The sequence below is a fragment of the Aureispira sp. CCB-QB1 genome (genome assembly GCF_000724545.1).
GTDB lineage: Bacteria > Bacteroidota > Bacteroidia > Chitinophagales > Saprospiraceae > Aureispira.
The window spans coordinates 101,835-114,489 of the sequence record NZ_JHBV01000042.1 but is presented as its reverse complement, the minus strand read 5'-3'; the positions used below and the strand labels follow the sequence as shown (position 1 = coordinate 114,489).

The following is a 12,655-nucleotide window of genomic DNA, read 5'->3' as shown; positions in this document are numbered from 1 at the left end:
ACTTTTTAACTAAATACACCCGTTCTTTCTACAATAATAGGAAACTCTTTATAAATACTAAAAGGTTTGCCTGCACGCAGGCGTTGCTTTAATGGCGCCAACAAATCTCGAATCCGTTTAGACTTAATTCTCTTATAAGATCGGTGTAGCACAATCGCAAAATGAGGTTCCATACGCACCTGTTTTCCATTAACCCAATACACCCCACGTTTCATGTACATAATTTCGCCTAGTTTATAGGCTTTGCCTCTAAATTCTTCTGTTGATCGCCATTTTAGTAGTTTTCCAATCACCAACACATAGTCGTATTCTACATTATGATCATTGATAGCGTCTGAGTTACTCTTTTTCTTTTTGTAAGGGTAATCTGCCAATATTGTTACCGGTTGAATAACCATATAGGGCTTGCCAAGCATGTACTTATAGTCTCGTTTCAACTGCTCTTGCAATTCACTCTTAGTATACCGCTTGATATCACGATGATCCTCTTTTGAGTTCTTGGTAATATCCAACTTAGCTTTTCTTTTTTCTTTTTTATATGGAAGAATGGGATCTGGCTTACTTGATAAAGCTCCTAAGATCTCTCCAAAAAGTCCTGTTCCGTCATCTTCCTCATCATCCTCTTCATCATTATCAAAAAAGGAAGCCAAATCTAAATCATCTTCGCTATTGGTCGTTTCAGGTTCGTCCTCAAAGAACGATGCTAAGTCATCCTCCTCTCCTTCATTGTCATCAAAAAAAGAGGCTAAATCATCATCCTCTTCTTCGTTTTCAAAAAAAGAAGCCAAATCATCTTCGTCTTCATCATTTGCAAACAAAGAGGCTAAATCGTCCTCGTCATTTTCATCCTCTTTAAAGAACGATGCCAAGTCATCATCTCCATCTAATATATCATCCAAATCCTTTGCCATTGTATGTTTTTTAGCCTAGCACATTGTAAAGTAATTCTCTAAGAATAGTTACAGCGCACCAGCATATGCTGTCAAAAATAGTGAAAATAGGTTTAAAGATACCTCTAAAAATATTTACTCCTTCTTAATCTACAATTTAGTCATAAAAACTGAAGAAAACAAGTAGATTTTATAGATTTCTACTAGCAAATCGCAACCGTTATTTCTTCCTCCACTTTAGCCACCAAGGCAATTTATTTATTTTCAATTGATAATAAGGGACATTTTCTGCCCCAAAGCTTTCATAAAAACGAGCAATTCCAGGAACAGAGGAGCCTTCAAAATCAATATACTTAACACTTTCTGCTTCTCGCTTAATTGTCGCATCCAATAAATAAGCCATTGCACCCACTTCTTTACCAATAGCTGTACTGACATTTAACAAATTAATAATAGCACGTCCATCAAACATAAAAAAAATAGCCGCACACAATTCTTTATTGGTGTTGAAAGCAGCTGTAATCACTCCTTTTCCTCGGTGCAAACAATTCCAAATAATTCGATGAGCAGTATGATACAATGCTTCTGGATGTTGTACGCCCTTTGCTTCTTGCGCTTTTTTAACCTCCGCAACAAAGGTCTCTGGTTTTAAATTACTAGTCAAATATAAACCTTCATTCAATGCCTTTTTGAGATTTCGTTTTACGTTTTTGGAATAAGCTTGGTACAAGTCATCGTATGGCTTGCTAAGATCAAGGTGATAATTCTTTTTTTGAATCGTCTCGTACTCTTTTAATTTCAAGATATTACTATTGCCATCGTTTAAGCTCAAATCCCAATACTTAAAGTCTTCTGGAATTGCTTCCAAAAACTTCTGAATGCGCTCTTTGGAACGTATATTAACCGTAAACAGACCCAATTGCTGGCACAAAAAAGGTTGGTAGAGCTGTTTTATTTTAAACAACTTATCGTTCCAGACCAAAGGAAAAACAGATTGATAATCTCCTTCTACCAAGCCCATCCAATCATTGGTTACATTATCAAGGTACCAAGTATAACCATAAATTTTACTATTAGCAGCGTAATGCACACAGCCATTCCATTTTGGGGCTTCTATTTCTTCCCGCTTTAGCAATCGTATTTCCATTTTTCTACTTTTCTTATTTACCACTTAAAACAATACCAAAATCATTAGGTTCATCTTTTCATCAATGCTTTTTGCAAAAATAGAAAGTCCTTCTACTTATCTAGAAAAAGATAGCTAATAAATTTTAATACTCTGTTGATTATTCCATGAGCAACTCCTTTGTCCTACTAGCACAGGTTTATTCGGCTATCACTTAGTTACCTTTTTCAAGATTTAAAAGAATATGCATCCTTAAGGACAATCAACCCTTTATAAACAATTTATCTTTTTACTTGTTTATACTAATACAAACACGTCACAAATTTCAAAAAACTCTAAAACTCTCACGTCCCCTTTTTCGTGTTTGGCTATATTTTTAACAAAAAATACATAAAATTATGAATAACGATATAACCGTCAAAGAAAAGTCAACAATAAACATTTCAAAAACAGCCATGTATACAGGTCTTTTTGGAGCAGTTACCATGATTGGCTTTTTGATTATAGTTGAACTATTTAACCCAGCAAATACAATTGCTTTTAAGTTTTTGAAATACTTTATTTTAGCATTTCCATTAGCTATTGGGCTATCCAAACTAAAAAATCACGTCACAAATAAATATAGATTCTTCCAAAAAGGAATTCTTTTTTCAGCTATAGCTTCCATTACAGCTGCTGTTGTCATGTTAATTGCCTATTTTATTACACAACCAATTAGCGGATTTAGTTTGGCAACTATTACAACAAATATGACAACAATCAGTAGCCAAACAGGGATTACTTATATTCCGCTAGTAGCTGCTTCTATGTTGTTTTTAGAGGTGTTTGTAATGAGCATGATTACGAGTTTTGGAGTCTTAGTCTATCAAAAAGACTTTGCTAGAACAGCCTAATACGATACAATTACATAGACAAAAAAGTATCATAAAATAAAAAAGATGAGTCATCCTCTACACTAGGATGACTCATTTTTTTAGACTGCTATACTAGTCTTGTTATACCTACTATTTAAAAGTTCTCTATTAAAATAGTAGTTCGTTGATTAGTTCGCTATGCTCATGAGGGCGCAAGCTTAGTTTTTTACTTTTTCACCAAAAAGATAAAAAAGCACATTTATATTAGCTTGATAATCAAATTCTTAACATGAAACACAGTGAAATTATAACTTGTTAATTATCAAGCTAATAAAGTTTTTCAACGAACTGTTGTTAAAAGTTACCAACACATATTCCAGTACTTTCTGTTTTCTTCTACATAAGAACCATCCAATATAGTCCAACAACTTCTCCATCTAGCCTTCCACTCACAACAAGCGCAACAAGCTAAGTTTAAGCAATCAGAGCCTGATCCCATCCAAGTGTAGTAATGCCACCAAGTAGTACAAATTCTACCTTTAAACATTTGATCCAAAGACGTCAAAGATGGTGTAAAAATGGTTAATTCACTCATTTCTCTTTTAGACAAATTATCTCCCAATTCTAGCTCTAGAAACGTTTGTCCTTCCTTTAAATCTTGATAGATTGCTTCATACTTTCCAATTTCTTTTAGATACAAAGCTACCTTAAGGTTTTCTTTCAATTCCGCTACCTCCTCAATGCTTAGTTTTTCTATAATAGTTGCTTGTTCTGCTTCTGATTTTTCGCCAAAGCCCTTAGGCATCAAATAACGATTAGTAACAGGGTCAGCAGAGGCAGCCTCTGTTACAACTTGAGGATCTGTAGGGATGTCTTTTTCACAAGAAATAGTAAAAAAAGATACTATAACAATTATAAATAGATTCATGCACCAAAAATTAATGCTCAGTGATTTCATACTTAAAAGTTTTAAAAGAGTTAAAATATAAAAAAACAATGCAAGTTTAGATTTACCTATCTGTTCCAGTCATACATTACTCCGTTGAAAAATCGTATTAGTTTGATTACCAGCAAAATGCATTTCTATTAACCTTTACACTAAAAGACTGATAATCAAACTAATGCAAGATGCTTTTTTACGTTTTTACTTCGTGAGCCTACGGGTTCGTAGGAAAACTAAAAAATCAACGGAGTATTAGTCATAAGTAAGTGGTCAGAAAAATCTATTCCCAACAATTCCACGCACAAGCACCTGCTACGCCTCCTTGGTATAAAATACAGCCTGCAAATACCACACAACATGGGTTAACGGGCGCGGGGGCAGCCAAGCAACAAGAAGCTGAAGAAGCACAAACAACAGGTACACCTGACAAGATGGAGGCAGCTCCCGCCAAGCGAATACACGTCAAAAAGCAATCTATATTCACCCCTCTATAATTGGCATGACTCAAATCAGGTTGATACTCTTTGACTAGTTTCCCTTTTTCATAATCTGCTTTCATAGCCATTACATTCTGTACTGTTTTATACTCTATCGTTCCAGTATAGCCCTCTTCGACAGAAGTACTAGAAGGCAAATCAAAATTATTGATAAAAGCATGAAACTCTCCTTTTGTCTCATTGTAAGCTGCTACAAACATAGACAAAGCGCCTTCTACACCATTGTCAATCGGTACTAATAGCAACGGAAGCGTTTCTTCGCTATTGTAGGTAATCATTGCGGCTTGCTCCCACAACAATCGTCCTGCTGTAGTATTGTAATTTTGAACATCTTGTGATGCTTGCAACGACTTGAGAATCGGGTCGTCTTTTTCTAATGTAACAATGGTCGATTCGATGTGAGGTTCTATAGTTTGAACCGCTTCATCTTGTACAGGAGCTGGCAAATCTTTTTCACAAGAAATAACAAAAATAGATAGTAATGTAGCTGTGAATAAGCTCACGAATAAGAAATTAATCTTTAATGATTTCATAATTTGAATTTAAAAGGTAATTGAATAATTAAATGCTTTAAATGTCTAGTTAGAGATTATTTTGTCAACACTAGACAACTATTCGAATAGGTATTGTAAGCATTGTAAAATGATGTCGTGCCTAATGCCTACCAATCATTTCTTGCTACAAATAACGACCGAACTTGGAGGTTTTCCTATTTTATACCTTATACAAAAGCCCTACATAGAGGTACTACAAAACTACTACAACACACACCTCCACCATTATAAAATATTAAAAATCAAATAATTAAAAAACAACACCTATTTTAACCTAAAAAAATAGCATCAAAATCTTGCTATATCAGAAAATTAGAAATACCAATTTCAGTGAGATAATAGAGAACTATTTCAACAACGGATGTTATTATAAAACTATGGCTAGTAGTTGCGGTACACCGAAACAGATCTTACTGGCATCTATAAAAATGGAGGACTATTTTGGGAAAGATTTATTTTAACAGAAAGCACATTCTCAACAAATGAAAACAAGGTTTATTCTATTGCTGACTTTAGGTCTAGGCTTATCAAGCTACAATACAAAGGGACAAGTTTCTATCAATTTGACGATAGATATATCTTGCATATCTAGTAGCCAACTCAAAATGGAAGGAAAGTTTGAATTGTATGAAATGGTTTCGGTTACTCCCTACTCCTCGGCAACAATGGATACTTTAGTCAAGCAATTGGACTATGTTGCAACACAAACGTTAAACCTATCTCAAGGACATTATAAAATAATTTTTACGCCTCTTGACAGCATCTTGGCTTCTAATGTATACTATTTTTATACCTATACTAATATGCCAGACATTGATCTAACTTGTTTCTTTTTTAATAGAAATTATCCTTCATTTTTAGAGCGAATGAAGAGTACGGACACCTTGATTTTTTATTCTTCTTATTATGGGAACACGCATGAAGAGATGCGCATACCTGCCAGCCAAACTAGTATTATCAAAAAAGGGGACGGTTACTACATGGCTTATAAAAGATGCGATTATTATCAACATAATCCTATTCCAACCCAAGCAAGGACGACAGGAAAACATTTAATAAAACTAACCAAAAGACAGGTACAGTTATTAGGAGAGTTCGAAACACAAATACTGGAAGGAACCATTCGCAACAATCTAACCGAATCCCCACAGGCATTTAACAAAATTTATGGGCACAATAAAGCCATTTCTTTTTATAGTAAATTCCTTTTTAGCGACAGGCTATACCAACGAATAACGTCCCAATAAAGCAACGATGTGCTTACAATTGAGGTAACTTAGGACAACGCTTACATTGTTTTTTGCCTTTTTTGTACTTTTTGCAACATTTCTTTTTGCAGTTTTTACAATCAAAACTTGGTATTACAGTCGTGGGAACATTGTTCATTTCTAATGGATTCATCATCCTATTTTTTATTGTTATTTGATTTTGTAGTTCTTTAAAAATCAATTAAAAAAATGAACTACATAGAAACGTTTGCAAACATAATACCTATTTAGACTAATTACAAATAAAAACAAGAGAATTCTATTATTTTAACAAATATTCGCTTTTTTTAAGAAAATTGAGCTAATCCTAGGATAGCTAAAAATGCTGCATAAACGATTCCTATGACCATAATATTAGCAAAACCCACTCCTATCCCCCACTCACCAAGTATTAAAAACAAGGCCATACACAAATGCAGACTACTAATCCAAATATCTAGTTTTCGCCCTGCATACGGAGTGTTATCTCGATTCTCTTTTTTCCAATTTTCATCCAAAAGCATCCCTGCCTCCCAATCACTGAATTGCCCCTTCCATTTATCCCAATCACTCCAAAAGACAAAACAAAGCAATAGGCGTATTCCTAACAAAAACAAAATAATGCCATAACAGACTCGTACTAGTTGGGCATACCACTTCCAAGAATGTCCTTGTGCTAATATAATAAATGCTAATAAGATGTAGAGGATAGAAAAAATAGCCATCCCCCCTAATAGCCACTTCAGTGTTTGATTGTCTTTCATGATGTACTTTGTTTATTAATCAAATTAGCTTCGCTGCTATTGTTCTGTTATAAATTGCCCTCAATATGAATCTCCTCTATAAGCCATCATAACAATCAAAAACTTTTGTTACATTTCAAATTAGCGAGCTACAACAAATAATATTATAAAGCTAAACACCCCTTGAACGATTGCCCAAGGTATTGTTAATACAATAATAAGTGTATCATCTTGCCATAACCAAAGCAAAAAGAAGAAAATAAGGCTAGTAAGGATATTAATAAAATTGATTCCTCTCAAAAATTGAATATTCTGTCTTTCAGCTTTCGTCAATGTATCCCTTCTCGGCTGTTCTAAATCATCTAAAATCAGTTCTCCATCTCCCCTTATCGTTGTATTGTGATGCCTTATAGGCAAGATATTAGGGTTACCAACAATTACTAATACAAAACAAGCTATTGATAGACCTATTTGTGTCAATAAGTAATGACAACAAGCCTCTGTACTTGTACCCTCCCTACTCAACATAATAATCTTACTATTGGTAACAATACTCCATAAGGTAATGAGATAATTTACCACCAATACAAACGTAGCTAAAAATACTAGTTTGAAAAGTTTTGTCATTTTAAATTTTAAAGTCTTTATACTGCACCAATACAATCATCTAATGATAAATAACTGTTTTACATACGAAAGAATTCACACTTAGTTGCTCCCTTCACCAACCTTTGTCGTTTACTTTACCTCGGCTGAAGCGTTGAATTTCCTAATAAAACATAACAGACAAATTAACTGTGAGTAACAGTTACCCAATAATTCAATCCATTTTCCTTACAAATAAAAATAGGAATCTCTTAAAAATTAAGTAATTACAAAACTTAGAGATTCCTAATTAGACCCTTTCAACAAATATCTATTCTATCGTAGCATGCTCAAGTAATACCTTCAATTGTTCTTTATCCTCATTGGATAATACATTAAGAGGACTCCTTAAATGACCACCCTTTTTGCCTAATATTTCCAAACCAGCTTGTATAGATCTAGGAAGTCCTTTTTCTACAATAAATTTTAGAACATCAACTTGCTTATAAAACAAAACTTGTGCTTGTTTTAAATCATTGTTTTGTATTGCCTGATATAGTGCAACATTTAATTTAGGAATTAGATTATGTGCCGCAGTACACCACCCTGTTGCCCCTGCAACAAATGCCCCCAATGCCAAAGGGTTAGAACCATTAAAAAAATCAACTTGATCTCCTAGTTCTTTCTTAAGGTAATGCATCCGCTGTATATCTCCTGTACTCTCTTTAATCATCGTAACATTTGGTATTCCCAATAAACGTTTGAGCAATTGGGGCGACATATCAACACCTCCTGTTGCAGGGTTATTATATGCCATAATAGGTATATTGACCTGATCAGCCACTTTTTTATAATGGTCATATATTTCATCATCTGTCAACTTCCAATAACTCATAGGAATAATCATAACAGCTTGTGCTCCCGCAGATTCTGCATAAATCGCATCTTCTATTGTCTCTTTGGTCGTTAAGTTAGAAACACCAACCAACACAGGTACTCTTCCTGCTACTTGTTCTATAGTTGCCTTTACAATCAACTGTTTTTCTGTACGATCCAAATAAGGTAGCACACCAGTACTTCCTAGAGGCGCAATTGCATCTGCGTTATTAATAATTAGTTGTTCTACCTGCTCTTTAAAAAGCGAGATATCAACGGTTTCATTTTCTGTAAAAGGTGTAATCGGATAAGCAATAATCCCTTTAAACGCTTTCTTTGTCATTATTTTTATTTTTGAATTTTAAAAAAATCTCTTCCTTCCTCTTCTCTAAGTGCCAAGCCTAAATTTTGAAGCTGCGGAGCATTTTCACAAGCAATGTATTTTGCTGCTACCTCACTACTCAAGTTACCGTGTCGGTGCCAAGCCCAAGAAGGAATATAAACGGCATCGCCCGCTTTCCACTCTATTTTTTCACCTTCAATTTCAGTCCACCCTGCCCCTTCTACGACATACAGCATGGTTTCATAAGTATGACGATGTAGGTTCGTCACTTGATCACCTAGCAGCCCTCCAATCGTAATACTTATATTCTTACTTGGCAAGTCAACAAAAAATACAGGATGTTTTCTCTCCTCCGAAAATTGGTTGTGTACTCCTGCTTTTTCTACCGCTCTATGAATCAATTTTTCAGGGATAACTGTTTTTAATTGAGCATACGTTTGGTGAAAATCCTTGGAACTAAACTTTTTACTTTCATTCATAATTTTGTGTTTTTGTTATTAATACCTGCCAAAGATAGTGTACCTTTGGTCTATATTAGTGATACAGTTTTCACAAAAAATAGTAGACCAATGAAGCGATTATGGGATTTTAATATTGAAGTGACAACAACAACTCCCAAAGCTGTTTATATGCAAATTGCAGATGCGATTATTGCAGCAATCAAGAACCGTCGATTGAAGCCACAAGAAATTCTGCCAAGTACTAGACAATTGGCTCAAATAATTGGTGTCAATCGAAATACGTTGATAAAAGCACTTGATATTTTAATTATAGAAGGTTGGTTGGTCTCTAAGGATAGAGTTGGGATTTTTGTTGCTGATATTTCTATGGATTTAGAAGCCCCTAAACAGGCTCCTTTGGTTGTACCGTCCAACCATACCAAGCCTATAATCACTCTTGACGATGGTGTTCCCAATACTAAAATAGCTCCTATAAAGGAATTGGCGAGTGCTTATCGACGAGTATTTAGTTTAAAATCTAAACATACTCTATTGGGCTATACGGATAGCCAAGGCAATCCTAAACTTAGAGCTTTGGTTGTTCAGATGCTTAATCACAAACGAGGAATGCAAGTTAAATTAGAAGAAACCTGTATTACTAGAGGCAGCCAAATGGCCTTATATTTATTAGCCCAGTGCTTGCTAACTCCAAACGATTATGTCCTAGTAGAGCATCCAGGTTATCGTCCTGCGTGGAGAACATTTGAACAAGCAGGTGCCCAAGTACTCCCTGTTAATGTAGACAAAGAAGGGGTTCTCATACAAGAAATAGAGCAGATACTCCAAAGATATTCCAACATCAAAGCTATTTATGTGACGCCGCACCATCAATACCCCACTACGGTTACACTAAGCCTAAAAAGAAGGTTACAACTAATTGAGTTGGCTCAAAAATATCATTTCAAAATTATTGAAGATGATTACGATCATGAATTTCATTTTGGCAACCGCCCAATTTTACCCATTGCTAGCTATACCAATACCAACCATTATATTTACATTGGTACATTCAGTAAAATTGTAGCTCCTGCGTTGAGAATTGGGTATCTAGTTGGACATACTGATTTAATTAAAGAGATAAGTTCGTTGCGAGAAATCATTGACATACAAAATGATACCATCATGGAACAAGCAATTGTAGAATTAATTAAGGATGGGGCTATTAAACGACATACCAAAAGAGCGATTCGGTATTATAAAAATAAACGACAATACGTAGAGAAGCTACTTGTCAAGCATTTACACAATAAAGTTACTTATGATTTACCAACGGGAGGATTAGCATTTTGGATTCGTCCTATTCAAGATGTTGACTTGTCGCTGCTTCTTGCTCAATTGGAACAACAAGGTATTCGAATTGCAGATATTTCTAAATACAATCCTGATTATACTGTCAATGGTTTGCGCTTGGGTTATGGCAGTATCGAAAACGAATATTTAGAAATGGCTATTATCAAACTAAGCAAGTTATTGATATAGTTTTGATGTCTTCTTTTTGGGACAGAACTTATCCCGCCCCAAAAAGAAAGACAACTCGCCATAACCTAGTCAATATTGGACTCTAGACCAGTGCCCCATCCATAATTGTTTGAACAATATCTGGGTTCAATAAGGTAGAGGTATCGCCCAAATTAGAAGTATCGCCACTAGCTATTTTCCGCAAAATTCGGCGCATAATTTTACCCGAACGAGTTTTAGGAAGCCCTTCTACAATTTGTATTTTATCTGGCTTGGCAATAGGCCCTATTTCTTTAGTAACAATAAACAAAACCTCTTGTCTAAAGGCTTCCATATCTTGAATAGGGTCTTTGGCAACGACATAAGCATAAATTCCTTGCCCTTTGATATCATGCGGATATCCCACTACTGCGGACTCAACAATATTTAGATGACCATTAATAGCATCTTCTATTTCTGCGGTTCCAAAACGATGTCCAGATACATTAATCACATCATCTACTCGCCCAATAATTCTATAAAACCCATTGGCATCGCGCCTTGCCCCATCTCCAGTAAAATATTTATCTTCAAATGCCGAGAAGTAAACTTGACGACAACGCTCATGGTCACCATACGTCGTTCGAATCATAGAAGGCCAAGGAAACTTTACACACAATAGTCCTTCTACTTCATTCTCCTCGATCTCCTTTCCATTAGGATCTACCAAACAAGGCTGAATCCCAGGCAAAGGCAGGCTAGCATAACAAGGTTTTAGGGGCGTGTGCCCTGCCAAGGCAGAAATCATAATTCCACCAGTTTCTGTTTGCCACCACGTATCCACAATGGGACAAGCTTGCTTCCCTACTACGTCATTATACCAATGCCATGCTTCATCATTAATGGGTTCTCCTACGGTTCCCAATACTTTCAAACTACTCAAATCACTATTGGTAACATACTCGTCCCCCATTGCCTGCAATGCTCTAATAGCAGTTGGTGCTGTATAAAATTGATTGACTTGGTGCTTTTCACAAATTTGCCAAAATCGCCCCGCATCAGGATACGTTGGCACTCCTTCAAACATGACTGTTGTCGCTCCAGCCAACAGAGGACCATATACAATATATGAATGACCTGTAATCCATCCAATATCGGCTGTACACCAGTAAACATCCCCATCTTGGTACTGAAAAACATTTCTAAAGGAGTATTCTGTATACAACATATACCCTCCACAAGTATGCACCACCCCTTTGGGTTTTCCTGTAGACCCTGAAGTATACAGAATAAATAGCATATCTTCCGCATCCATTTCTACTGCTTCACAAACAGCATCTTGTTGACGCATTTCCTCATGCCACCATAGGTCTCTACCTTCCTTCATTTCCACAGCAGTATGCGTGCGTTGATACACAATAACACGTTCTACAGAATGGCAATCTTGCTCTAATGCCGCATCAACAACAGCCTTTACGGGAATACTTTTAGCACCTCGATAATTACCATCAGAAGTAATAATCATTTTTGCTTCCGCATCTTTTACTCTATCTGCCAATGCCTTAGCCGAAAACCCTGCAAATACAACAGAATGAACAGCTCCAATTCGAGCACAAGCCAACACTGCTATGGCTAGTTCTGCGACCATAGGCATGTAAAAACAAATTCTATCTCCCTTTGTAATCCCATTTGCTTTTAACACATTAGCAAACCGACATACTTCTGCATGTAGTTCTTTATAAGTATAGGTTACTGTTGCCTCGCCTGGCTCATTGGGTTCCCAAATAATCGCTGTTTGATTTCCTTTAGTTTCCAAATGACGATCAAGGCAGTTCTCTGTAATATTTAACTTGCCACCAACAAACCATTTAACAGAAGGTTTCTTAAAATCCCAATCTAGAACCTGCTTCCACTTTTTGCGCCAAGTAAACGATTGAGCTTGTTCTTCCCAAAAAGCTTCGGGGGCGTCAATACTTTTCTGATAGACTTCTTGATAATGTTCAAATGATTTTATTTGTGTGGTCATATTTTTTGAATTAAATTGAGATTTGTCAAAGAAG

Annotated in this window: 12 protein-coding genes; 3 read left to right on the top strand and 9 right to left on the bottom strand. The window is 35.7% G+C overall.

Features of this window, described 5'->3' with window-relative positions:
• Positions 1–5: 5 nt before the first annotated feature.
• Entirely contained in the window at positions 6–911 is a 906-nt protein-coding gene (locus tag CG11_RS22680) for a hypothetical protein (RefSeq protein WP_052599143.1), read from the bottom strand.
• 199 nt (positions 912–1,110) lie between these two features.
• Positions 1,111–2,037, bottom strand: coding sequence for a hypothetical protein (locus tag CG11_RS22675; RefSeq protein ID WP_052599142.1), 927 nt, complete (start codon positions 2,035–2,037; stop codon positions 1,111–1,113).
• A 377-nt stretch (positions 2,038–2,414) separates the two neighbouring features.
• Between CG11_RS22675 and CG11_RS22670 the strand changes: the two genes are divergently transcribed.
• Positions 2,415–2,909 (top strand): hypothetical protein, encoded by a 495-nt coding sequence (locus tag CG11_RS22670; RefSeq protein ID WP_052599141.1) that lies wholly within the window; start codon positions 2,415–2,417, stop codon positions 2,907–2,909.
• 322 nt (positions 2,910–3,231) lie between these two features.
• On the opposite strand, the gene CG11_RS22665 is transcribed toward CG11_RS22670, so the two are convergent.
• Positions 3,232–3,828, bottom strand: a complete 597-nt coding sequence (locus CG11_RS22665; protein WP_156039867.1) for a hypothetical protein — start codon at positions 3,826–3,828, stop codon at positions 3,232–3,234.
• A 265-nt stretch (positions 3,829–4,093) separates the two neighbouring features.
• The gene (locus tag CG11_RS22660) at positions 4,094–4,843 is read right to left on the bottom strand and encodes a hypothetical protein (protein WP_052599139.1); all 750 of its coding nucleotides are present in this window, start codon (positions 4,841–4,843) and stop codon (positions 4,094–4,096) included.
• 503 nt (positions 4,844–5,346) lie between these two features.
• On the opposite strand from CG11_RS22660, the gene CG11_RS22655 reads away from it, so the two are divergent.
• Positions 5,347–6,111 carry a hypothetical protein gene (locus tag CG11_RS22655; protein WP_052599138.1) on the top strand — a complete coding sequence of 255 codons (765 nt, stop codon included), beginning with the start codon at positions 5,347–5,349 and terminating at the stop codon, positions 6,109–6,111.
• 308 nt (positions 6,112–6,419) lie between these two features.
• Here CG11_RS22655 and CG11_RS22650 read toward each other — a convergent pair whose 3' ends face one another.
• The 4 genes from CG11_RS22650 to CG11_RS22635 all read right to left on the bottom strand — a co-directional run bounded on the left by CG11_RS22650 (position 6,420) and on the right by CG11_RS22635 (position 9,137).
• The gene (locus CG11_RS22650) at positions 6,420–6,875 is read right to left on the bottom strand and encodes a hypothetical protein (RefSeq protein ID WP_052599137.1); all 456 of its coding nucleotides are present in this window, start codon (positions 6,873–6,875) and stop codon (positions 6,420–6,422) included.
• 120 nt (positions 6,876–6,995) lie between these two features.
• The gene (locus CG11_RS22645) at positions 6,996–7,481 is read right to left on the bottom strand and encodes a hypothetical protein (protein WP_052599136.1); all 486 of its coding nucleotides are present in this window, start codon (positions 7,479–7,481) and stop codon (positions 6,996–6,998) included.
• Between the two features lie 289 nt (positions 7,482–7,770).
• Positions 7,771–8,658 carry a dihydrodipicolinate synthase family protein gene (locus CG11_RS22640; protein WP_052599135.1) on the bottom strand — a complete coding sequence of 296 codons (888 nt, stop codon included), beginning with the start codon at positions 8,656–8,658 and terminating at the stop codon, positions 7,771–7,773.
• Between the two features lie 5 nt (positions 8,659–8,663).
• Entirely contained in the window at positions 8,664–9,137 is a 474-nt protein-coding gene (locus tag CG11_RS22635; protein WP_052599134.1) for a cupin domain-containing protein, read from the bottom strand.
• A 90-nt stretch (positions 9,138–9,227) separates the two neighbouring features.
• On the opposite strand from CG11_RS22635, the gene CG11_RS22630 reads away from it, so the two are divergent.
• Positions 9,228–10,637 carry a PLP-dependent aminotransferase family protein gene (locus tag CG11_RS22630; protein WP_052599229.1) on the top strand — a complete coding sequence of 470 codons (1,410 nt, stop codon included), beginning with the start codon at positions 9,228–9,230 and terminating at the stop codon, positions 10,635–10,637.
• Positions 10,638–10,719: 82 nt separating this feature from the next.
• Here CG11_RS22630 and acs read toward each other — a convergent pair whose 3' ends face one another.
• Positions 10,720–12,621, bottom strand: a complete 1,902-nt coding sequence (gene acs / locus CG11_RS22625; protein WP_052599133.1) for an acetate--CoA ligase — start codon at positions 12,619–12,621, stop codon at positions 10,720–10,722.
• Between the last annotated feature and the right edge of the window lie 34 nt (positions 12,622–12,655).

What these genes read in the sequence shown, in the direction of transcription:
- CG11_RS22680 (WP_052599143.1), bottom strand. Translation starts at nt 911, where the DNA reads ATGGCAAAGGATTTGGATGATATATTAGATGGAGATGATGACTTGGCA.
- CG11_RS22675 (WP_052599142.1), bottom strand. Translation starts at nt 2,037, where the DNA reads ATGGAAATACGATTGCTAAAGCGGGAAGAAATAGAAGCCCCAAAATGG.
- CG11_RS22670 (WP_052599141.1), top strand. Translation starts at nt 2,415, where the DNA reads ATGAATAACGATATAACCGTCAAAGAAAAGTCAACAATAAACATTTCA.
- CG11_RS22665 (WP_156039867.1), bottom strand. Translation starts at nt 3,828, where the DNA reads ATGAAATCACTGAGCATTAATTTTTGGTGCATGAATCTATTTATAATT.
- CG11_RS22660 (WP_052599139.1), bottom strand. Translation starts at nt 4,843, where the DNA reads ATGAAATCATTAAAGATTAATTTCTTATTCGTGAGCTTATTCACAGCT.
- CG11_RS22655 (WP_052599138.1), top strand. Translation starts at nt 5,347, where the DNA reads ATGAAAACAAGGTTTATTCTATTGCTGACTTTAGGTCTAGGCTTATCA.
- CG11_RS22650 (WP_052599137.1), bottom strand. Translation starts at nt 6,875, where the DNA reads ATGAAAGACAATCAAACACTGAAGTGGCTATTAGGGGGGATGGCTATT.
- CG11_RS22645 (WP_052599136.1), bottom strand. Translation starts at nt 7,481, where the DNA reads ATGACAAAACTTTTCAAACTAGTATTTTTAGCTACGTTTGTATTGGTG.
- CG11_RS22640 (WP_052599135.1), bottom strand. Translation starts at nt 8,658, where the DNA reads ATGACAAAGAAAGCGTTTAAAGGGATTATTGCTTATCCGATTACACCT.
- CG11_RS22635 (WP_052599134.1), bottom strand. Translation starts at nt 9,137, where the DNA reads ATGAATGAAAGTAAAAAGTTTAGTTCCAAGGATTTTCACCAAACGTAT.
- CG11_RS22630 (WP_052599229.1), top strand. Translation starts at nt 9,228, where the DNA reads ATGAAGCGATTATGGGATTTTAATATTGAAGTGACAACAACAACTCCC.
- acs (WP_052599133.1), bottom strand. Translation starts at nt 12,621, where the DNA reads ATGACCACACAAATAAAATCATTTGAACATTATCAAGAAGTCTATCAG.